The following is a 21370-nucleotide window of genomic DNA, read 5'->3' on the forward strand; positions in this document are numbered from 1 at the left end:
ACGATTGCTGGAAAGTCGGGCCGCCCCACCGAGGCGAATGAACGGATCCCGGCGCCAGGTCAGGTGGTGAGGTCAACCTGCCAGACCGGAACGAAGCGTGCCCCGGATCAGGAGACGGGGACGGGACCGGTGGAGTCCCGGACGACCAGCTGAACCGGCAGCGAGACGGTGCGCGCATCGTCCGCCTTGGTCTCGAGCCGGCGGATCAGCAGACGCGCCGCCTCCGCACCGATCTCTGCGTGCGGCACGCGGACCGTCGTCACCGCCGGGGAGAGCTTGTCCATGAGCGGCATGTCGTTGTAGCCGACGACACTGACGTCCTCGGGGCAGCGGAGTCCCCGCTCCCGCAGCGCGTCGAGCACGCCCACGGCGATCTGGTCGTTGCCGGCGAGGATGGCCGTCGGGCGCGCGCGCCCCAGGATCTCGTGCGCGACGCGGGCGCCCTCCTCGATGGAGTACGTGCTCACCTCGCCGCTGAACGTGTCGTCGAGCTCACCACCCAGCTCGAACATCCACTGGCGGAACGCACGCGCACGGAGGGCGCCGGTCGAGATGCTGCTGGGGCCCGCGATGTGCCCGATCCTGCGATGGCCGAGGCCGAAGAGGTGCCGCATCGCCTGCTCGACACCGTGCCCGTCGTCGCCGAGCACGACGGGCAGCTGGGTGTGCTCGTCGCGCCGATTGATGAGCACGAGCGGGATGCCGGCCCGATGGGTCGCCTGGACCGTGTCGTCGTCCCGGCGGGCGGACGCGACGATCAGGCCGTCGACCTGGCGTGTCTGGAGCGCCTCGAAGGAGTCGCGCTCGCGAGCGGGGTCGTTGTCCGTGTCGGCGATCAGGGTCGTGTAGCCGGCGCGGGCGAGCTCGAAGTCAGCGCCGCGCACGATCGGCGGGAAGAGCGGGTTCGTGAGGTCGGGGATGACGATGCCGACCATCATCGACCGATTGGTCTTGAGCCCCTGCGCCATCGGGTTCGGCCGGTAGTTCAGCGCCTTGGCCGCCTGCTGCACCTTGCGAAGCGTCGCCTCGCTGACCAGGCCCTGGGTGGCCGGGTTGAGCGCACGCGAGGCCGTGCCCGCATGGACGCCGGCGCGGCGCGCCACCTCCTGGAGCGTGACCGACGACCGGCCCTCCGCCGACGCGCTCATCGACTCCCACCCCCTTCCGGCAGCACACGGCGACGTCGTGGTCAGGAACGATCCCGACCTCCCCGAGGTCTACCGGTCCCGACCGTCAGAGTGCCGATGCAAACGTTGTTGTCACCAGTCTACGGCGACGTACTTCGACTCCGCGTACTCCAGGAGACCCTCGTGCCCGCCCTCACGACCGAGGCCCGACTGCTTGGTGCCGCCGAACGGTGCGGCGGCGTCCGAGACGACCCCCCGGTTGAGGCCGACCATCCCCGAGTCCAGCGCCTCGCTCACGCGCAGCCCGCGCGAGAGGTCGGTGGTGAACACGTAGGAGACGAGCCCGTACTCGGTGGCGTTGGCCCGCTCGATGGCCTCCTCGTCGGTGTCGAACACGACGACGGGGGCGACGGGACCGAAGATCTCCTCGCCGAGGATCTGGGAGTCGCCGTCGACGTCGGCGAGCACGGTCGGAGGGTAGAAGTATCCGGACCCCTGAGCCTTCTCGCCGCCGGTAAGGATGCGGGCACCACGAGCCGTCGCGTCAGCGACGAGCTCCTCGATCTTGGTGATCGCGTCGTCGTTGATGAGCGGCCCCACCTCGGTGCCGACGTCGAGACCCGGCCCGACCGTCAACGCCTCCATCGCCCGCGCCAGGCGCGCCGCGAACTCCTCCGCGATCGGCCGCTGCACGTAGATCCGGTTGGCCGCCGTGCACGCCTCTCCCCCGTTGCGCATCTTCGCCAGCATCGCCCCGGCGACGGCCTTGTCGAGGTCGGCGTCGTCGAGCACGACGAACGGTGCGTTGCCACCGAGCTCCATCGAGCAGGAGATCACGCGGTCCGCCGCCGTCCTGAGGAGTCTGCGCCCCACCTCGGTCGAACCGGTGAAGGACAGCTTGCGTACGCGGGGGTCGTGCAGGATCTGATCCGCCACCGCGCCGGAACGACGCGAGGGCAGGACGTTGACGACGCCGTCGGGCACGCCGGCCTCCGCCAGGATCGCGCCGACCGCGAGAGCGGTCAGCGGCGTCTCGGACGCTGGCTTGAGTATCACGGTGCAGCCGGCGGCGAGGGCAGGACCGATCTTGCGGGTGGCCATCGCGGCGGGGAAGTTCCACGGCGTGATGAGCAGCGAGATGCCGATCGGTTGATGGATCACCATGATCCGGTTGGCCCCCGAGGGCGCCGTCTGGATCTCTCCCCTGACCCTGACCGCCTCCTCCGCGTACCAGCGGAAGAACTCGGCGGCGTACCGCACCTCACCCAGCGCGTCGGACAGCGCCTTGCCGTTCTCTCGGACGATGAGCTCGGCGATCTGCTGCTCACGCTCGATCATGAGGTCGAACGCCTTCATGAGAATGCCCGAGCGTTCCCGCGGGCTCGTGGCGGCCCAGCCGTCCGCGGCTGCTTCGGCGGAGTCGACGCATGCGGCGGCGTCGTCGAGCGTGCCGTTGGCGACGGTTGCGAGCACTTGCGCGGTCGCGGGGTCCGTGACCTCGAAGGTGCCACCGTCGCTCGCGGCGCGGACCTCGCCGTTGATGAGCACGCCGGTGGGGGTGTCGATGCCGACGACGATCTGCGTCATTGCGAGATGCCTTCCAGAGGATTGCAAGCGTTTGCAGTCAACGGTAGATCCGCGGTCGAGCGTGGTCAAGCGGCGTGACTCCGGAACGACGCCTGCATGCGCAGCAGGGCGGCGCGCGGACGACCCCCCGGCTGGACGCACGTGCGGCCCGACGCATGATCGCGTCGGGCCGCACGTGGTCGGTGGTGGCGGAGGGCCGGCTCGCGGCCCTCGCCCCGTCAGCTGGTGAGGACTACAGGACCCTCAGGTAGACCGGGTTCCCCGCGACCCAGGAGTTGGGTCCCACGCGGGTACCCATGCCCGGGTTCCAGGCGCCGATGTTCTGGCCGTTGCCCGTGTAGATGGCCACGTGGCCCGGCCACCAGATGAGGTCGCCCGGACGCGCCTGACTCGCCGGCACCTGCTGGTAGTGCGCGAACGCGCCCCACGCGGTGGTCCGCGGCAGGGTGACGCCGAACTGGGCGTACACGTACCCCGCGAAGCCGATGCAGTCCCAGCCCGACGGCGTGGTCCCGCCCCAGACGTACGGCGAGCCGAGGTACTGGTGCGCCACCGAGACGACGGCGTCGCCGCGCCACGCGGGTGCGGGAGCCGGCGCGGGGGCCGGCGCAGGAGCTGGCGCCGGTGCAGGAGCAGGCGCGGGGGCCGGTGCAGGAGCAGGCGCGGGGGCCGGTGCCGGTGCGGGTGCAGGAGCCGGCTCAGGCTCCGGCTCGGGAGCGGGCTCGGGAGCGGGCTCGGGCGCCGGCTCAGGCTCGGGAGCCGGTGCAGGCTCCGGCGACGGGGCGGGCTCAGGTTCGGGCGTCGGCTCCGGCTCCGGCTCGGAGGCCGGCACGGGAGCCGGCGTGGGCTCGGGCTCCGGGGTCGGCTCCGGCTCCGGCTCCGGCTCGGGCTCCGGCTCGGGCTCCGGCTCCGGCTCGGGCTCTGGGGCGGGCTCCGGCTCGGGCTCTGGGGCGGGCTCCGGCTCAGGGGTCGGCTCCGGCTCAGGGGTCGGCTCCGTCTCAGGCTCCGGCTCCGTCTCAGGCTCCGGCTCCGGCTCGGGAGCGGGCTCAGGCTCAGGAACGGGCTCGATCTCCGGCTCGGGCGCCGGCTCCGGCTCCGGCTCCACCAGCTGCCCACGGTCGATCGCGAAGGTGCTGCGACCGTCGGCGAGGCTCGAGACGACGATCGTGTCGCCGGCCTGCCCGTAGTGGAAGACGTGGTCGGCGGCGCCGTGGTCGCGGGCGTTGCGCACGTACATGGCGTTGCCGCGGCGGACGGTCACCGACGTGGCACCGTCGCCGTCCCAGTCGCCGACGAACAGCGCGTCGCCCTCGGCACCCAGGCTCACCGCCGTCGTGCTCGCGTCGTCCCCGGACAGCGGCGCCGCGGGCTCGTTGGACGGCCAGGAGGCCAGCGTGGGGGCCGCACCGAGCGGGCTCGTCGCGGCCGGCCCGAAGGTGAAGGCGCTCGACGTCACCGACCCGAACGTGAACGTGGACGACGACGCGGTCAGTCCGTGCAGCGCGATCCGTGTGACCTGGTCGGCCGGGGGTGTCGCTCCGACGTCGCCGTTGGTCCCGTAGGCGGCCGAGCTGGCCACGCACGCGATCGCCAGGCCCACCCCCGCACCAGCGGGCAGCCATCTCTTCAGACGCACAGGTTCTCTCCTCGTTCGCACTCAGGCCCCCCAGCCCCGTCCCACCTGCCTCGCTGCAAGCGATTCGCGGTGGCTGTCGACGGCACGACGTGCCGTGTTACTCGTGAGACTAGAGGTAACCAGAGTGAACCCGTGTGACTCAAGTGAACTGAGACGTACATCTCACCGAAACGTCGCCGGTATCGGATCGTGACGAGGTCCCAGAACTACTCGGCTCGAGCGCCCGTGCGGTCGAGCGCACGATCGGCCACCCTCACCCGGCCCATGAGGTGTGCCCGGACCACGGCGGCCGCCACCACGACGAACACCGCGAACCCGACCCAGATCATCCACTGGCTGGTGTTGAGCGGTGCGCCGTCGACCCCGGGCGTGCGTCCGCCGTCGCGGCCGGTGGCGGCGACCAGCAGGAGCACGAGGATCGTCGCGGTGGCGGCGACGCGCGCGACGAGCCGGCCGACGCGGGCGACCGTCGTCGCCCCGGGCCGGTAGGCGGGCCGCAGCAGCCGCACGAGGAGCAGCCCCGCGACCGGCAGCTGCAGCAGCCAGACCGTGGTCCGGAACGGACCGTCGAACCACACGCTCGTGCCGTACAGCAGGGTGTGCCAGGCGCTGAGGACGTAGACGACGATGACCGACGCGTGCAGCGCGCGCCACGTGCGCGGCCCCATCGCGCGGCGCGCGTAGAACGCGAGTCCCAGCGGGATCGCCAGGTAGAGCGCGAGCAGCCCGATGAGGATGGCGATCACGCCGGTGCCGCTGCTGTACCCGCCGGGCACCCACGACTGGACGAACGCCTCCCACACGCCGGCGGCCCAGCCCGACTCCGCGGTGTTCTGCCGCACCATCTCGGCGAAGAACCACACGACGTGGGCGAACATCAGCGCGATGGTGGTCAGGCTCGTCTGGCGGTGCCACCGCTCGAGCGTCCCGACGGACATCGGCATCCAGCTCGGGTGCCGGCTCGAGCGCATGAGCCCGAGCATCACCGTGATCCAGACCCACAGCATGGCCGTCCAGCCGAACGCCTGACTCACCCAGTACATCCAGTACTCGCCGGCGGCGAGGTCCGGCATCACCTCGATCGTGTCCGACGTGCCCTGCTCGATCCGCCACCAGAGCAGCGCGACGATCGCCAGCGTGGCCACGAGCGCCACGCTCGCGTCCAGCGCCGCTCCGCGGATGTCTCGCGTCAGCGCGGCGGAGTCGAACCACGCCCTGCGGCGTCCTGCCTCTGTCCTGGTCATCGGTGACCATCCTGTTCCCCCGGCCTGCGGGCGAAGCTCGTCGTCGAGCGCAGCACCCCTTCCGCTCACCACTGTAATAAGGGTCCGCGCCCGTGGCCACACCCGGTCGGCCCGAAGTCGGAACGGACCACGAGGCGGGCCGGGAGCGAGCCGTTCGCCGTCGGGCACGTCCCGCGACCTACGTACGCTTGTGGCATGACCACCGCCCACTCCCTCACCGGCCGCCACCTGCTCAAGGAGCTCGACTTCTCCCCCGCCGAGTGGCTGCACCTCGTCGACCTCGCCGCCCGCCTCAAGGCCGAGCGCCTCGAGGGCCGCGAGGAGCGCCGGCTCACGGGTAAGGCGGTCGCGCTCATCTTCGAGAAGACCTCCACCCGCACGCGCGCCGCCTTCGAGGTCGCCGCCGCCCACCAGGGGGCCGCGACGACGTACCTCGACCCGTCGGGCTCGCAGATCGGGCACAAGGAGTCGATCCCGGACACCGCCGCCGTGCTCGGTCAGATGTACGACGCCATCGAGTACCGGGGCGACCACCAGGCCACCGTGGAGACGCTGGCCGAGCACGCCGGCGTCCCCGTCTACAACGGCCTCACCGACGACTGGCACCCCACCCAGATGCTCGCCGACGCCCTGACCATCAAGGAGCAGGTGGCCAAGCCCTTCTCCGACGTCGTGCACGCCTACCTGGGTGACGCCCGGTTCAACACCGGCCGCTCCCTGCTCGTCTCGTCCGCGCTGCTCGGCATGGACGTGCGGATCGTCGCGCCCGAGGCCTACCAGCCGCCGCCGGACGTGGTCGAGGCCGCCCGCGCCATCGCCGAGACCACCGGCGCCCGCATCACGCTGACCTCGGACGTGGCTCAGGGGGTGCGCGGGGCCGACGCCGTCTCCACCGACGTGTGGGTGTCCATGGGCGAGAAGAGGTCGGTGTGGGACGAGCGCGTCGCCGCGCTGCGGGGCTACCAGGTGACCGGCGACGTCATGGCCGCCACCGGCAACGACTCCGCGATCTTCCTCCACTGCCTGCCGGCGTTCCACGACCTGGGCACCGCCGTCGGGCGCGAGGTCTACGACGCCACCGGCATGGACGCGCTCGAGGTCACCGACGAGGTCTTCCGGTCCCCCGCCTCGAAGGTGTTCGACCAGGCCGGCAACCGGATGCACACGATCAAGGCCGTGCTCGTCGCGACGCTCGCGGGGGTCTGAGGCAGCTCGCGGAATGGCAGGACGGAACTCGCCGGAACGCCGGCACACACTCGCTGAAACGCCATGCGGAACTCGCCGGAACGCCGGCCGGGCCGCGCGTCAGCGCACGAGATCCCCGTCCCGGTAGACGGATGTCGGGCGCAGGTCGTGATCGGTGAGGACCACGTCGGTGCGGGTGCCAGGAGCGAGGCGACCGACGTCGGTCCGACCCAGCACCCGCGCCGGCCCGGCGGAGGCCATGAACACCGCGTCGACGAGCGGCACGCCGGCCCCGTGAACGGTGCGCACGACGTCGATCAGGTGGCTCGTGCTGCCGGCGAGCGCCCCGCCGTCGGCGAGGCGAGCGACGCCGTCGGTCACTGTGACGCGCAGGTCGGCGAGGTGGTGCGCGCCGTCGGGCATGCCGGTCGCGGCGGTCGAGTCGGTGACGAGGACCGCCGCGTCGCGTCCGACGATCTCGACGACGTCGCGCACGAGCGACGGGTCGAGGTGCACGCCGTCACCGATGAGCTCGACGACGACGAACCCCCTCGCGGCTGCGGAGAGGATCGCGGGGATCGGACCCGGGTCGCGGTGGCTGAACGGACGCATGCCGTTGAACAAGTGCGTGACGGTGGGCCTGTGCGAGCGGGGCGCGGGTCCGGCCGCTTCCACACTCGCGTCTACGAGGAGCCGGGCGGCGTGGGCGATCGCGGCGCGGGTGGTGGCGGCGTCGGCGTCGGTGTGGCCGAACGACGGGAGCGCGCCGCCGCGCGCGAGGGCCGCGACGACGTCGTCGGCCCCGGGGAGCTCGGGCGCGAGCGTCATCGTCGCGAGGTGCCCTCGGGCGAGGTCGATCAGCTCGGCGGTGAGCGCCGCGTCCGGCGGGCGGATCGCGTCGACATCCTGCGCGCCCGCGCGGGCGGCGGAGAGGAACGGTCCCTCGAGATGGATGCCGGCGAGCTCCCCGGCCTCGCACAGGTCGGCGAGCAGGCGGATGCGGGACGTGAGCGCCTCGGGAGGCGCGGTGACGAGGGAGGCGAGCATCGTCGTCGTGCCGTGGGAGCGGTGTTCGCGGACGGCGCGCAGTGTGGTGGCGGCGTCGACGGGGTCGGGGAAGCCCACGCCGGCACCGCCGTGATTGTGCAGGTCGACGAGTCCCGGGAGTACGTAGCCGTCGGTCTCATGACGGTCGACGCCCGTGAGGTCGAGGTCGCTCACGGGCGCGACGTCGACGATGCGGCCCGCCTCGACGACAACCGCGGCGTGCTCGAGCACCTCGTCCGGCGTCACGACCCGGCCGAGGAGCGCGAACCGGGCGGAGGTGGGCATGGTGCCAGCCTGCTACACGGGCGGCGGGGCGCGACGTCGCGGATCGCGCAGGGACCAGGGACCAGGACCCCGGCCGGGGCCGAGGGTGCGGGCGTGCGGCGTCAGGATCCGCCCTGGAACGTCGCGGCCGGCGGCGGTGCCCTCCGGCTACCGTGGCGCCATGCCTGGACGCCTCACCCGCACCCTCACCGGCGTGCTCGCCGCCGGTCTGCTCGCCACCGGCCTGGCCGCCTGCGGCGGTGGCGACGAGCTCTCCGAGGCCGACGCGTGCGAGCAGTACGAGACCACGTACAGCGAGTTCGAGGCGCGCGCCGCCGAGCAGGACAACGCCTCCGACGACATGTCGATGTTCGAGGAGTACGAAGGTGAGCTGACCTCGCTCGCCGAGCAGTCCCCGGACAACCTCGCCACGCTGTTCGAGTCCGAGGCCGAGCTCATGGCCTCCATCGCCGACGGCACCGCCGAGATCACCGACCTCGAGGCCTCCCAGCAGAACAGCCAGGCGATCGCCGACATCTGCGGCTGATCCCGGAGTCCGGTACAGGCTGCGGAGCGGGAGCCGTGCGGCCGTCCGCCCTATGATCGCCAACGGGTCGCGCGTCCCGCACCGACGACTCGCGCGTGTTGTCGTGGCCCCGTACCCACGAGACGCTCGTGCCGCTTCCGACCGATACCGACGACAGTCACGGAGAGCACCGATGATCAGCCGCCGTTCCGCCGCCGCCCTCCTCGCTGCCGGCACCCTGGCCACGACCCTTGCCGCGTGCGGCGGAGGGGGCGAGGAGCTGTCCGAGTCCGAGGCCTGCGACGAGTTCTCCACCATCTACCAGGACATGGAGAACCAGACGATCGAGCTCACCGACTTCACGGACATGGACGCCGTGTCGGACATCTTTGCCGAGTACGGCGAGCGGACCCGCGAGCTCTCCGAGCAGTCGCCGGACAACCTGCGTCCCCTGTTCGAGCAGGAGGCCGAGTTCGGCGAGAGCGTGAGCGGCGGCGACCAGCCGGACGCGGACGTCATCGCGAACAACGCGGAGAACGAGGCCGCGATCCGCGAGATCTGCGGGGAGTTCAGCGGCCTCGGCGGCGGCTCGGTCGGCTGACGGATCCCGGTCCGGCGGATCGGCCGGCAGGTCACGGGTCCGGCGACCGTCGGGCGCCTGCATGGACCGCACACTCAGTCGAGCGCCGTCAGGCCTCGAACCACGCGGTCGAGACCGTCCCGGAACGCGGCGTCCAGGTCCAGCGCTCTGGCCGGTGCGTCGCTGAGCTCCGTGAGCCATGGATGACGACGCGCGACTCCGGTGCGGTCCAGGCGCCGGACCTCACCGTCCCACCAGCCCTCGAGGCTCGCGAACGACCGCCGCGTCTCCTGCTGCTCCGCGACGAGCAGCAGGCCCATGCCCTGGATATAGGCGCTGAACGAGACGTACCGGTCCCGCGACACCTCGGCACCGAGGCCGAGCGACCGGAAGGCCTCGACCGCCGAGCGCGCGGCCGCCAGGACGGCAGGCACGAGCGGCGGACGCGTGCTCGCGAGCACCGGGACCAGCCAGGGGTGGCGGCGGTACGCCGTCCACTCGTCCAGGCCCAGGCGTCGCAGGACCGATCCAGGCACCGGATCCTGCGCCTCGCCCATCGTCCGGGCGGCGAGCACGCGCTGCACCATGGCCGCCACGAGCCGGTCGCGACTGCCGACCTCGCGCTGCACGCGGAGAAGCGGCACCCGGGCACGCGCCGCCACGGCACGCAGGGTCACCCCCTCGGTACCGTCGGAGTCGGCGATGGCGACCGCGGTGTCGAGCATCGTCACCCACTCGTCCCTGGAAGCAGGACCGTCGGCGGATCCGGAACTGCTCGGCGCACCCCCGACGGGCGCGCCACCGGCGGTCGAACCCCCGGCGGCTGCGTCGAGGCGTCCGCGATCACGACGGCGCCGGTACGCGCGCGCCTGGCAGGAACGTGAGCAGTAGCGCCGCGGCCGCCCCGTGCGCGCGGCCTCGTCGATCTGCTCCCCGCACTCCGCGCACCGCACGCCGCGCCACCCTTTCGTCACAGATTCAGTGTGACGAAACTACTGGAGGACCTGCCGACGTCGAGGGACGGTGATCGTCCCAGACGCCGACCCGGGAGCCGCCCCATGCCCGCCATCGCCCGCCGTCCCACCGCCCGTCGCGCCACGGCCGCGGACCTCGACCGCACCGTCGACCTGGCCCTGGACGCATTCGCCGACGAGGCCGTCATCACCTGGCTCATCCCCGAGCCCACCGCCCGCCGGGCCTATCTGGAGCAGACGTTCAGCGCCTCCGTGGCGGACGCGGTCCGGGCACGCCTGGTCGTCGTCGCGCAGGCACCGGGCGGCAGGCTGACGGCCGCGTCGTTCTGGCAGCCCCGCCACCAGTACGACGACGCGGATCCGCCGTCGGCGAGGGACGAGCAGGCAGGTCCGAACACGGAGACGAGCGACGACGACGGACCGACAGGCGCGCGCCTGGCCGCGCTCCTCGAGGCGACCGGCACCCGGCAACCGGACGTCGCCCACCTGCACCTCTCCGCCATGGCGGCGCTGCCTGACCAGCGCGGTCGCGGGTCCGGGTCCGCCATGGTCGCCGCCGGTCTGAAGCACGCGGCCGAGCTGGGGCTGCCGGTCTACCTGGAGGCATCGACGCCGGGCAGCCTCCGCCTCTACGCACGCCACGGGTTCGTGTCCCTCGGCGCATCCATCCGGCTCCCGGACGGCGGCCCCACCCTGCAACCGATGTGGCGCGACGCCTGAACAGCGCACAGGTTCACGAGAGCGGGGGTCGTGCGCGAGATCGCTGGATATCACCCGCGATCTCGAGCACGACCCCCGCTCTCGTCGAGGTGACGTGAGTTGAGGCGGAGTGAGGAGCTGCAGAGTCCCCCTCCGCCCCGCATCAGTCGGTGAAGAAGTCCACCCCATTGCCGAACTTCTCGTCGCGCGCCGCCGACAGCTTCGAGGTGAGGCCGTAGATGTCGATGAAGCCGACCGAGCTCGACTGGTCGAACGTGTCCCCGGCGTCGTAGGTCGCCAGGTTGAAGTCGTACAGCGAGGAGTCCGAGCGGCGCCCGGTGACCGTCGCGCGGCCGCCGTGCATCGTCATGCGGATCTCGCCGGAGACGTAGCGCTGCGTCTCCGCCACGAACACGTCGAGGGCCTTCTTCAGCGGCGAGAACCACTGGCCGTCGTACACGAGCTCGGCCCAGCGCTCCGAGACCCGCCGCTTGTAGCGCGCGAGCTCCCGCTCGACGGTCACGTTCTCGAGCTCCTTGTGCGCGGCGAGCAGCGCCATGGCGCCGGGCGCCTCGTACACCTCGCGCGACTTGATGCCCACGAGCCGGTCCTCGACGACGTCGATCCGACCGATCCCCTGCGCGCCCGCCCGGCGGTTCATCTCCTGGATGGCCTGCAGCGGGGTGACGGCCACGCCGTCGATCTCGACCGGGATCCCCTGCTCGAACCGGATGATGACCTCGTCCGGCAGCGGCGGGTAGGTGGGGTCGTCGGTGTAGCTGAAGATGTCCTTCGTCGGGGCGTTCCAGATGTCCTCGAGGAAGCCGGTCTCGATGGCGCGACCCCACACGTTCTGGTCGATGGAGAACGGGTTGTTCTTCGTCGTCTCGATGGGCAGGTCGTGCTTCTCGGCGTACTCGATGGCGACGTCGCGGGTCAGCGCGAGGTCACGGACCGGCGCGATGCACTTGAGCTCCGGCGCGAGCGAGGTGATGCCCACCTCGAAGCGGACCTGGTCGTTGCCCTTGCCGGTGCAGCCGTGGGCGACGGTCGTGGCGCCGAACCGCTTCGCCGCGCGCACGAGGTGCTTGACGATGACCGGGCGCGAGATCGCGGACACGAGCGGGTAGGCGTCCTGGTAGAGGCCCTGGGCCTGGAGCGCCGGCATGCAGTACTCGGCGGCGAACTCGTCCTTGGCGTCGGCCACGTAGGCGTCGACGGCGCCGCAGTCGAGCGCGCGCTGGCGGATGACCTCGAGGTCCTCACCGCCCTGCCCGACGTCGACGGCGACCGCGATGACTTCCGCGCCCGTCTGCTCGCCGATCCAGCCGATGGCGACGGAGGTGTCGAGCCCGCCGGAGTAGGCGAGGACGACGCGATCCTTGGCCCCGCCGGTGGTGCCGGTGCCGGCCCCGCCCGAGGGAGCGGGGGTGGTCGGGGAGGTCTCGGTGGTCATGCGTCCTTCCTTTCGGCCTCATCGGGCCTGGTCGACTCCGCGTGGGAGGTGGAACGGGGCCCGCCGCGGCGGGCCAGCTCGAGGAGCCGGGCGACGAGCCCGGCGGCGGTGGGGTCGTCGCGCGTGATGACGAGGACCGTGTCGTCGCCGGCCACGCAGCCGAGCACACCCGGGAACCGGGACTGGTCGACGGCGGAGGCCAGCAGCTGGGCGGCGCCCGGCGGGGTGCGCAGGACGGCGAGGTTCTGTGCGTGGTCGGCGCTGACGAGGACCTCGACGCACCACCGTTCGAGGCGCGCGTGAACCTGGGCGGCGTCGGTGATCGGCGCGGGCGCCACGAGGGCGGGCAGCGCGTAGACCTGCGAGCCGTCGGAGCCGCGGACCTTGACGGCGCGCAGCTCGTCGAGATCCCGGGACACCGTGGTCTGTGTAACGGTCACGCCCCGCTCCGCGAGGAGGCCCTGGAGCTCGGACTGCGAGTGGATCTCGGCCGTGGAGATCAGCTCCTCGACGAGCGAGTGCCGCGCGGCCCTGGTGGTCGGGGCGCTCATCGCGGGATCTCCTCGACGCCGGTCGTGTCGGTGTCGGCGTCGGCGTCGTTGCCGCCGGGGGCAGAATCGCGCTCACTCGTCACGGGCGGCGGGGCAGAACCGCGCTCACTCGTGGCGAGGGCGCGCTCGACGCGGCCGAGAGCCAGGGCGAGCTTCTCGGCGGCCTCGGCCACGTCGTCGTCGGACAGGACGAGCGCCGGAGCGAGCCGGATCGCGTCCGGGGTGACGGGGTTGACGATGAGGCCCGCGTCCTGGGCGGCGGAGCTGATCGCGGCCGAGTGCTCGCCGCTCAGCTGGACGCCGATGTGCAGGCCCGCGCCGCGGGTCCCGGTCACGAGCGGGGACCCGACGGCCTCCACGGCGGCGCGCAGCGCGGAACCGGTCCGGTCCACGCTCTGAAGGAAGCCGGGCGCCCCGACGACGTCGAGGACCGCGAGCGCCGCCGCGGCCGCCACGGGGTTCCCGCCGAACGTCGTGCCGTGGGCGCCGGGACCGAGCTGCGCGGCGGCGTGCTCGCCGAGCGCGATCGTGGCGCCGATCGGCATGCCGCCGCCCAGGCCCTTGGCGAGGGTGACGACGTCGGGCACGAACCCGCCGCCGAGCTCGGGCCGGTGGTGGCCGAGCCAGGTGCCGGTCCGGCCGATGCCGGTCTGGATCTCGTCGATCACGACGAGCGCTCTCGCCTCCCGGGCGGCCTGTCCGGCCGCCGCGAGGAACCCGTCGGGCAGCGGCGTGACGCCGGCCTCGCCCTGGACGGGCTCGAGGAACAGCCCGGCGACGTCGCCGACGGCGAGCTCGCGGCGCACCGCGTCGATGTCCCCGGGGGCGACGAAGGTGACGTCGGGGCCGAGCGGAGCGAACGGCTCGCGGTAGGCGGCCTTGTGGGTGAGCGCCAGCGCGCCGAGGGTGCGGCCGTGGAAGGCATGCTCCAGGGCGAGGATCCGGCCCGGGCGGCCGGGGCCGAAGCGCGCCGACCCGTGGCGGCGGACGATCTTCACGGCTGCCTCGTTGGCCTCGGTCCCCGAGTTGGATAGGAACACGCGCGAGCCCTCGGGGGCGCCGCCGGGCACCGCGATCCCCAGGAGCCGCTCGGCGAGGCGCACCTGCGGCTCGGTGGTGAAGAAGTTCGAGACGTGCCCGAGACGGGCGACCTGGTCGGCGACCGCGCCGACGAGGGCCGGGTGGCCGTGACCGAGCGAGAGCACGGCGATGCCGCCGAGCAGGTCGAGGTAGGTGCGCCCCTCGGAGTCGGTGACGTGCGTGCCCGACCCGGAGACCAGCTCCAGGCGCGGGACGCCGAACGTGTTCATCACGGCGCCCGTGTAGCGGTCCTGCCAGGTGCGCGGCTCGGCCGACGCGGCGGGGGCGTCGGTGGCGGCGCCGGGCGACCCGGCCGAGGCGAAAGTCCCCTCACTCGTCGAGTCGGGGGAGTCGGCAGAGGCGGAAGTCCGCTCACTCGTCGGATCGGACGAGTCAGCGGGGATAAAAGTCCCCTCACTCGTGGGGCGGGGGTGATCACCGGGGTGCGGCGTCGTCGTCATGCGGGCTCTCCCCTGGTCTCGGTCGCGGCGTCGGCGGTGGGGGCGTCGTCGGGCAGGACGAGGGTCCCCACGCCCTGGTCGGTGAAGATCTCGAGCAGCATCGAGTGCGGCTTGCGGCCGTCGATGACGTGCGCCTGGGGCACGCCCGCGCGGACCGCCCGCAGGCAGGCCTCCATCTTCGGCACCATCCCGGCCTGCAGGCTCGGCAGGAGCGCGGCGAGCCGGCTGGCGGTGACCTGCGACAGGAGGGAGGAGCGGTCCGGCCAGTCGGCGAACAGCCCCTCGACGTCGGTGAGCACCACGAGCTTGCGGGCACCCACGGCCGAGGCCACGGCGGCCGCGGCGGTGTCGGCGTTGACGTTGAGGACCTGACCGGCGTCCTCGACGTCGACGGCGATCGTGGAGACCACGGGGATGCGTCCGGCGTCGAGGAGGTCGGTGATCGCGTCGGGGTTGACGGTGACGACGTCACCCACGTGCCCGACGTCGACGCTCTCGCCGTCGACCACGGCCCGGCGGCGGCGCGCCAGCAGCAGCCTCCCGTCCTCCCCCGACAGGCCGACGGCGTGCGCGACGTCGTGGTTGAGCAGCGTGACGAGCTCGCGCTGGACCTGTCCGGTGAGCACCATGCGCACGACGTCCATCGCCTCGCCGGAGGTGTAGCGCAGCCCGCCGCGGAACTCCGAGTCGATGCCGAGGCGGCCCAGCATCGACGAGATCTGCGGGCCTCCGCCGTGCACGACCACCGGCCGCAGGCCCACCTGGTGGAGGAAGAGGATGTCGGAGGCGAATGCGCGCTTGAGCTCCTCGTCGACCATGGCGTTGCCGCCGTACTTGACGACCACGGTGGCGCCGGCGAAGCGCTGCAGCCACGGCAACGCCTGGACGAGGACCTCCGCCTTCTGGTGCGGGAAGAGGTCGCGCTCGGTGTCGAAGTGGAAGTCGGGGTCCACGCCGGCCGCGGCGGCAGGAGCGGTGGCGGTCGCCGCGGGGTTCGTCGTCGCGGGGTTCGTCGTCGTCGGGTCGCTCATGTCGAGTACGCGCTGTTCTCGTGGACGTAGTCGTGCGTGAGGTCGTTGGTCCACACCGTCACGGCGGCGTCGCCGGCCTTGAGGTCGACGAGGACCGCGACCTCCCGGTCGGCGGCGAGGTCGACCAGCTCGCGCGGCTCGCCGACGCCGGCGTCGCGGCAGACCATGACCCCGTTGACCGAGACGTCGATCGTGGTGGGGTCGAACGGGGCGACGTCGGCGGGAACGGTGCCGGCCGCCGCGAGGATGCGACCCCAGTTGGGGTCGTTGCCGAACACCGCGGCCTTGAACAGGTTGGAGCGGGTGATCGCGCGGGCGACGGCGAGTGCCGCGTCCTCGTCGGTCGCGCCGGTGACGGTGACGGCGATGTCGTGGGCCGCGCCCTCGGCGTCCGCGATCAGCTTGCGCGCGAGATCCGCGCTCGCCGCGGTGAGGGCCTCGGTCAGCTCGTCCTCCCCCGGGGTGACGCCGGAGGCGCCGGACGCGAGCAGGACGACGGTGTCGTTGGTCGACATGCACCCGTCGGAGTCGACCCGGTCGAACGTGGTCCGCGTGGCGGCGCGCAGGGCGCGGTCGGCGGTGGCGGAGTCGACCGCGGCGTCCGTGGTGAGGACGACGAGCATCGTGGCCAGGCCCGGCGCGAGCATGCCGGCGCCCTTGGCCATGCCCCCGACCGACCAGCCGGCGGCCTCGACGTGCACCTGCTTGGCCACGGTGTCGGTGGTCATGATCGCGTGCGCCGCGTCGTCGCCGCCGGTGGTCGCGAGCGTCTCGGCGGCGGTGTCGATGCCGCCGAGCAGGGCGGGCATGTCGAGCCGCTCACCGATGAGCCCGGTGGAGCAGACGAGGACGTCGCCGGCGGAGACGTTCAGCGTGGCCGCCACGTGCTCGGCCGTGCGGTGGGTGTCGGCGAAGCCCTCCCGACCGGTGCACGCGTTGGCGCCCCCGGAGTTGAGCACGACGGCGTCGGCCCGGCCGTCGCTCGCCACCTGGCGCGACCAGGTGACGGGGGCGGCCTCGATGCGGTTCGTCGTGAAGACGGCGGCGGCGACGCGCTCGGGACCGTCGTTGACGACGAGCGCGACGTCGGGGGTGCCGGACGCCTTGAGCCCCGCGGTGACGCCGGCGGCCCGGAACCCGGCGGGGGCGGTGATGCCGGCGGGTGCGCCGTCGGGGGCGGAGGAACCGCCGGGGGCGGTCATGCCGGTGCTGCTCACGGGGCGACTCCCGTCGTCGGCAGGCCCGCGGTCTCCGGCAGGCCGAGGGCGAGGTTGAGGGACTGCAGGGCGCCGCCGGCGGTGCCCTTGACGAGGTTGTCGATCGCGCACAGCGCCACGATGCGGCCGGCGCGGTGGTCGACCGCGACCTGCACGGTCGCGAGGTTGGAGCCCGCGACCTGGTTCGCGGTGGGCCACGTGCCCTCGGGCAGGAGGCGGACGAACGGCTCGTCGTCGTAGGCGGCGTGCCAGGCGGCGGCGACGTCCCCGGCCGTGGCGCCCTCCGCGAGCGGCGCGGTGACGGTGGCGAGGATGCCGCGCGAGAGCGGGGCGAGGACCGGCGTGAAGGAGACCTTCGGCGTGGCCGCCCCGGCGACGGCGAGGTTCTGCTCGATCTCCGGCACGTGGCGGTGCGTGCCAGCCATGCCGTAGGGCTGGAGGTTGCCGGCGGCCTCGGCGGCCGTGAGGTGCGGCTTGAGCGACCTGCCGGCCCCGGAGTAGCCGACGGCGAGCACCGCGACGACGTCGGAGGAGTCGACGACGTCGGCCGCGACGCCGGGCTGGAGCGCGAGCGTGACGGCCGTGACGTTGCAGCCCGGGACCGCGATGCGGCGCGAGGTGGTGAGCGCGGTGCGCTGGATCGCGGGCGCGGTCTCGTCGGCGTGGAGGAGCTCGGGCAGCCCGTAGGGCCAGGCGCCCGCGTGCGGCGTGCCGTAGAAGTCGTCCCACGCGGTGGGGTCGGTGAGGCGGTGGTCGGCGCCGGCGTCGAGCACCACGCCGTCGTAGCCGAGATCCTCCAGCGCGGCGGTGACCTCGCCGGAGGCGCCGTGCGGGAGGGCGAGGACGACGACGTCGTGCTCCGCCAGCCGCTCGGGGTCCGTGGGCTCGAGGATGCGGTCCGCGAGCGGGAGGAGGTGCGGCTGGTGGCGGTACAGCTGGTCGCCCGCGGAGCTGTTGGCGGTGAGGGCGCCGATGGTCAGGTCGGGGTGCGCGAGGGCGAGGCGGAGGACCTCGCCACCGGCGTACCCGGAGGCACCGGCGACGGCGATGGAGAAGGACACCGCATCATCATACATGCGGCTGTATATCCATGCGCGGGGGTGGGCTGGCCGGTGCGTCGGGCCTCTGCGCCCCCGGGCGTCCGCGCGCCATGGCCCCCACAGCTTCCCGGGCCTCCGTGCGCCCGGCCTTACCCCGCCTCACTCGACGAGATCAGAGGAAGTGCTCGAGATCAGGGGATACAACCCGTGCACTCGCGACCTTTCCTCTGATCTCGTCGATCAGGGCGACAGCAGAACAGCCCGCACCCGCGATCAGCGGATCGGCTGCACCGCGGGATCCCCACACCGGCCGCCGGACGCTGCCGTCCACAGCCGGCCGCAGCCCGGCGGCGCCGTGCCCCGCCGTTGCGGCACCGTCGCGGCATGGAGCCGTCGTCGGTCAAGAAGCCCATCAGGCTCACGGTCGCGCCGTCGAGCATGCTGGAGGCCGTCCGCGCCTCGCTCCGCGACGGGGACGAGATCGTCAGGCTGAGGCGCGGGAGCTTCGCCGTCGTGCCGCCGGGTCTTGATCGGTGGCAGCGAGAGATCAGCCTGCACCTCGCACTGTGCGCGGCGATCAGTCGTGACGTGTCGGCGGAGCACGCGCTGGGTCTGACGTCGGCGGCACGCGTGCACGGGCTGCGCACATGGACGGTCGTCGAGAAGCCGCACCTCATCATCGGGACCAGGACGAGCTCACGGAGCGCCACCGATCACCACCGCCACCTCCTCGACCTGCCGGAGGAGGACGTCGTGGTCGCCGCGGGGGTGCGGGTGGTACGGCTCGAGCGGGTCGCGGTCGACTGCGCGCGGTTCCTGCACCCGCGGGACGCGCTCGTCGTCGTCGATCACGTGGTGGCCGTGCTGTCGAGGGCCACGTTCAAGGAGCGGGTGCGGACCGAGCGTTCGGCCGCGACCGTGCGCCATGAGCTCACGGGGCGGATCGAGCGACTGCCGGGCAGGAGTCGAGGGCGGGCGCGCGCACGTGCCGTCATCGCCTGGTCCACGCCGTGGTCGGAGTCGGCGTGGGAGAGCCACCTGCGCTGGGTGGTGCTGTGCTGGGGGCGGCGGGACGTCGTCGTGCAGCAGGTGGTGCCAACTCGGCGCGGCACGTACCGCACGGACCTGTCGATCCCCCTCGAGGTCCCCCCCGGCGGCCGCATCCGGTGGCTGCACATCGAGTTCGACGGGCTCATCAAGTACGGCGCCGGTGACCCCGAGGCGAATGCGCAGACGATCGTCGAGGAGCGGGAACGTGAGCGAGCGATCGAGGCGACGGGCGACGTCGTCGTGCGGTTCACCGCGCGGGAGGCGAGCAGCGAGCTCCACGTCGTCCGGGCTCTCGAGCTGCACCTCCTGAGGTCGCCGCTGCACGCACGACGTCCGGTGCGCGAACTGGTGGTCTGATGGAGGGACACCGGCACCGGCTCCTGCCCGGGCACCGGCACCTGGACCTGCACCGGCACCTGCACCAGCTCTGGTCCGGGCACCGGCACGGGCACCAGCACCAGCGGCGCCCGCCGCGCCGTCGGCAACGCCTCGGCCCCCTCGGCAGCACCGCCCACGTCGCACCGTGAGGCACCATGGCCACATGCGCGCCATCGTCCAGACCGACACCGGCTCCCCCGACGTGCTCCAGCTGACCGAGGTCCCCGACCCGGTCCCCGGTCCGGACGACCTGCTCGTCGACGTCGCGCACGCGGGCGTCAACTTCATCGACACCTACCGGCGCAGCGGGCAGTACCCGATCGACCTCCCGCACACGCCGGGGACCGAGGGCGCCGGCACCGTGGCGGCGGTGGGCGCGAACGTCACCGGCTGGTCAGCGGGAGACCCGGTGGCCTACGCCGCGGGCCCGGGCGCCTACGCGGAGAAGGCGATCGTTCCGGCCGCGGTGGCGCTCCCGGTCCCCGACGGGCTCTCCCTCGACGTCGCCGCCGCGCTCCCCCTCCAGGGCATGACCGCGCACTACCTGGTCGACGGCGCCTCCCACGTCACCGACGGCTCGACCGTCCTGCTGACGGCGGCCGCGGGCGGCGTGGGCCTGCTCGTCACCCAGCTCGCGAGCGCCCGCGGTGCACGCGTCCTCGCGCTCGTCGGTGCTCCGGAGAAGGAGGAGCTCGCGCGAGCCGCCGGCGCCGCCGAGGCGATCCGGTACCGCGAGCTCGACGACCTCAGCGCCGAGCTGCCGGCCCTCGTGCGGGAGCTGACCGACGGGCGCGGCGTGGACATCTCGCTCGACGGCGTCGGTAAGGACACCTTCGACGCCTCGCTGGCGTCGCTGCGCACGCGCGGCACGCTCGTGCTGTTCGGGGCAGCGTCGGGGCCGGTCCCCCCGTTCGATCTGCAGCGGCTCAACTCCGCGGGATCGGTGTTCGTCACGAGGCCGAGCATCGGTCACTACACCTCGGACCGCGAGGAGCGCCGGTGGCGCTGGCAGAGCGTGGCCGAGCCCGCCTCTCGCGGTGACCTCGACGTTCGTATCGGCCACCGGTTCCCGCTCGCCCAGGCTGCCGACGCCCACCGTGCGATCGAGTCCGGCACGACGACGGGGAAGATCCTGCTCGACGTCGCCTGACCCGCCGTCGTAGGGACACTGACCTGCCCGTTCGCCCGCTCACCTAGACTCGGTCCCTACCTCTGCGTCACCCGACGGCGGGAATGCAGCTCCTACTCCGAGGTGGGACATGGACACCGGATCGATCGACAACTATCGCCTGGAGTGGCTGTCCAGCTTTCTTGCGGTGGTCGACTTCGGCGGGTTTGCCGTGGCCGCCGAGCACACCTACCGAAGCCAGCCGCGCATCAGCACGCATGTCGGTGAGCTCGAGAAGCACCTCGGCGCCCAGCTCTTCGACCGCAAGGCCCGCCCTGTGCGGCTCACCGAGGCGGGAATGGCCTTCCTCGAGCACGCACGGCGCGTGGTCCGGGACCTCGAGGCCGGCACGTCGAGCGTGCAGGCGGTCATCGGCGTACTCAAGGGCCGCGTGCGTCTCGGCTGGTACCCCAGCGTGAGCGCAGCGTTCGGACCGGCGCTGCTCAGCACGTTCACCGAGCTGTACCCGGGGATCTCCGTCGAGCTCGTCGAGACGCCCACCTCGCAGCTCACCACCGCGCTGCGGGAGGGCGAGGCCGACATCGCGATCCGCCCGCTCCTGCCGGCGACCACCGAACCGACTCTGCAGCACCATGTCCTGTGGGAGGAGCCCCTGGTCGCGATCGTGCCTGACGGGCACAGTCTCGCCGACCGCGACTACATCCCCCTGTCCGAGCTCGCAGAGCACCCCATCGTCACCTACGGCAGCGACACGGACGCGATCGGGAACAACGAGGTCGACCGCGCCCTTCTCGCCGCTGCACTCAGTCCGCGCATCGTGCAGCGCACCAACGACCCGCTCACCCTCGTCGGTCTCGCGGCTGCGGGGCTCGGCGTCGGCCTGACCAACCTGCTCGCCGCCTCGCTCGGCCGGCCGCAGGGTGTCACCGTCGTGCCTCTGAGGGACGCCGCTACCCGACGGCAGGTGTGTGTCTTCTGGGACTCTGCGCACCCGCAGCAGCCGGCGACCAGGGCGCTCGTCGATCTCATCGCCCAGTTCCCTGTGCCTGATGTGGTCCAGCTCTACCAACGTCGCGCCTGACCACGCAGGTGCCCGGTCGTCCGTGGA

20 protein-coding genes are annotated in these 21370 nt (G+C 72.8%); 8 read left to right on the top strand and 12 right to left on the bottom strand.

The features are described 5' to 3' along the window. Positions 1–107 precede the first annotated feature (107 nt). The 4 genes from AC24HA_RS12120 to AC24HA_RS12135 form a co-directional block, all read right to left on the bottom strand. Positions 108–1148 (bottom strand): LacI family DNA-binding transcriptional regulator, encoded by a 1041-nt coding sequence (locus tag AC24HA_RS12120; RefSeq protein ID WP_425708626.1) that lies wholly within the window; start codon positions 1146–1148, stop codon positions 108–110. A gap of 111 nt (positions 1149–1259) precedes the next feature. Further along, positions 1260–2714, bottom strand: a complete 1455-nt coding sequence (locus tag AC24HA_RS12125) for an NAD-dependent succinate-semialdehyde dehydrogenase (protein ID WP_425708627.1) — start codon at positions 2712–2714, stop codon at positions 1260–1262. 232 nt (positions 2715–2946) lie between these two features. Further along, the gene (locus AC24HA_RS12130) at positions 2947–4350 is read right to left on the bottom strand and encodes a C40 family peptidase (protein WP_425708628.1); all 1404 of its coding nucleotides are present in this window, start codon (positions 4348–4350) and stop codon (positions 2947–2949) included. 206 nt (positions 4351–4556) lie between these two features. Beyond that, the gene (locus tag AC24HA_RS12135) at positions 4557–5594 is read right to left on the bottom strand and encodes a ferric reductase-like transmembrane domain-containing protein (RefSeq protein WP_425708629.1); all 1038 of its coding nucleotides are present in this window, start codon (positions 5592–5594) and stop codon (positions 4557–4559) included. A 195-nt stretch (positions 5595–5789) separates the two neighbouring features. On the opposite strand from AC24HA_RS12135, the gene argF reads away from it, so the two are divergent. Next, a complete protein-coding gene (argF, locus tag AC24HA_RS12140; RefSeq protein ID WP_425708630.1) occupies positions 5790–6800 on the top strand; it encodes an ornithine carbamoyltransferase in 1011 nt (336 codons plus the stop codon). Positions 6801–6899: 99 nt separating this feature from the next. Here argF and AC24HA_RS12145 read toward each other — a convergent pair whose 3' ends face one another. Further along, entirely contained in the window at positions 6900–8111 is a 1212-nt protein-coding gene (locus AC24HA_RS12145; RefSeq protein ID WP_425708631.1) for an N-acetylglucosamine-6-phosphate deacetylase, read from the bottom strand. 160 nt (positions 8112–8271) lie between these two features. Here AC24HA_RS12145 and AC24HA_RS12150 point away from each other — a divergent pair, with 160 nt between their 5' ends. Both AC24HA_RS12150 and AC24HA_RS12155 read left to right on the top strand, forming a co-directional pair. Further along, complete coding sequence (locus AC24HA_RS12150) at positions 8272–8637, top strand: hypothetical protein (protein ID WP_425708632.1); 366 nt, start codon at positions 8272–8274, stop codon at positions 8635–8637. 172 nt (positions 8638–8809) lie between these two features. Further along, the gene (locus AC24HA_RS12155; RefSeq protein ID WP_425708633.1) at positions 8810–9217 is read left to right on the top strand and encodes a hypothetical protein; all 408 of its coding nucleotides are present in this window, start codon (positions 8810–8812) and stop codon (positions 9215–9217) included. Between the two features lie 74 nt (positions 9218–9291). Here AC24HA_RS12155 and AC24HA_RS12160 read toward each other — a convergent pair whose 3' ends face one another. After that, positions 9292–9921 carry a TetR/AcrR family transcriptional regulator C-terminal domain-containing protein gene (locus AC24HA_RS12160; RefSeq protein WP_425708793.1) on the bottom strand — a complete coding sequence of 210 codons (630 nt, stop codon included), beginning with the start codon at positions 9919–9921 and terminating at the stop codon, positions 9292–9294. 333 nt (positions 9922–10254) lie between these two features. Here AC24HA_RS12160 and AC24HA_RS12165 point away from each other — a divergent pair, with 333 nt between their 5' ends. Then, positions 10255–10890, top strand: coding sequence for a GNAT family N-acetyltransferase (locus AC24HA_RS12165; protein ID WP_425708634.1), 636 nt, complete (start codon positions 10255–10257; stop codon positions 10888–10890). Positions 10891–11032: 142 nt separating this feature from the next. On the opposite strand, the gene AC24HA_RS12170 is transcribed toward AC24HA_RS12165, so the two are convergent. The 6 genes from AC24HA_RS12170 to argC all read right to left on the bottom strand — a co-directional run bounded on the left by AC24HA_RS12170 (position 11033) and on the right by argC (position 17726). After that, positions 11033–12325 (bottom strand): argininosuccinate synthase, encoded by a 1293-nt coding sequence (locus tag AC24HA_RS12170; RefSeq protein ID WP_425708635.1) that lies wholly within the window; start codon positions 12323–12325, stop codon positions 11033–11035. Next, positions 12322–12876: an arginine repressor gene (gene argR, locus AC24HA_RS12175; RefSeq protein ID WP_425708636.1), complete on the bottom strand. Its 555-nt coding sequence runs from the start codon at positions 12874–12876 to the stop codon at positions 12322–12324. The genes AC24HA_RS12170 and argR overlap by 4 nt, the downstream gene beginning before the upstream one ends. Next, positions 12873–14186: an acetylornithine transaminase gene (locus AC24HA_RS12180; protein WP_487563634.1), complete on the bottom strand. Its 1314-nt coding sequence runs from the start codon at positions 14184–14186 to the stop codon at positions 12873–12875. The genes argR and AC24HA_RS12180 overlap by 4 nt, the downstream gene beginning before the upstream one ends. 227 nt (positions 14187–14413) lie before the next feature. Then, complete coding sequence (gene argB / locus AC24HA_RS12185) at positions 14414–15448, bottom strand: acetylglutamate kinase (RefSeq protein WP_425708637.1); 1035 nt, start codon at positions 15446–15448, stop codon at positions 14414–14416. Beyond that, a complete protein-coding gene (gene argJ, locus AC24HA_RS12190; RefSeq protein ID WP_425708795.1) occupies positions 15445–16650 on the bottom strand; it encodes a bifunctional glutamate N-acetyltransferase/amino-acid acetyltransferase ArgJ in 1206 nt (401 codons plus the stop codon). The genes argB and argJ overlap by 4 nt, the downstream gene beginning before the upstream one ends. A gap of 11 nt (positions 16651–16661) precedes the next feature. After that, entirely contained in the window at positions 16662–17726 is a 1065-nt protein-coding gene (argC, locus tag AC24HA_RS12195; protein WP_425708638.1) for an N-acetyl-gamma-glutamyl-phosphate reductase, read from the bottom strand. 363 nt (positions 17727–18089) lie between these two features. Here argC and AC24HA_RS12200 point away from each other — a divergent pair, with 363 nt between their 5' ends. The 4 genes from AC24HA_RS12200 (at position 18090) to AC24HA_RS12215 (ending at position 21343) form a co-directional block, all read left to right on the top strand. After that, complete coding sequence (locus AC24HA_RS12200; RefSeq protein ID WP_425708639.1) at positions 18090–19112, top strand: hypothetical protein; 1023 nt, start codon at positions 18090–18092, stop codon at positions 19110–19112. Then, a complete protein-coding gene (locus tag AC24HA_RS12205; protein WP_463648609.1) occupies positions 19112–19282 on the top strand; it encodes a hypothetical protein in 171 nt (56 codons plus the stop codon). Before AC24HA_RS12200 ends, AC24HA_RS12205 begins: the two co-directional genes overlap by 1 nt. 14 nt (positions 19283–19296) lie before the next feature. After that, positions 19297–20283, top strand: a complete 987-nt coding sequence (locus AC24HA_RS12210; protein WP_425708640.1) for a quinone oxidoreductase family protein — start codon at positions 19297–19299, stop codon at positions 20281–20283. Between the two features lie 109 nt (positions 20284–20392). After that, entirely contained in the window at positions 20393–21343 is a 951-nt protein-coding gene (locus AC24HA_RS12215; RefSeq protein ID WP_425708641.1) for a LysR family transcriptional regulator, read from the top strand. The last annotated feature ends 27 nt before the right edge of the window (positions 21344–21370 follow it).

The organism is Georgenia sp. Z1491 (assembly GCF_057652395.1).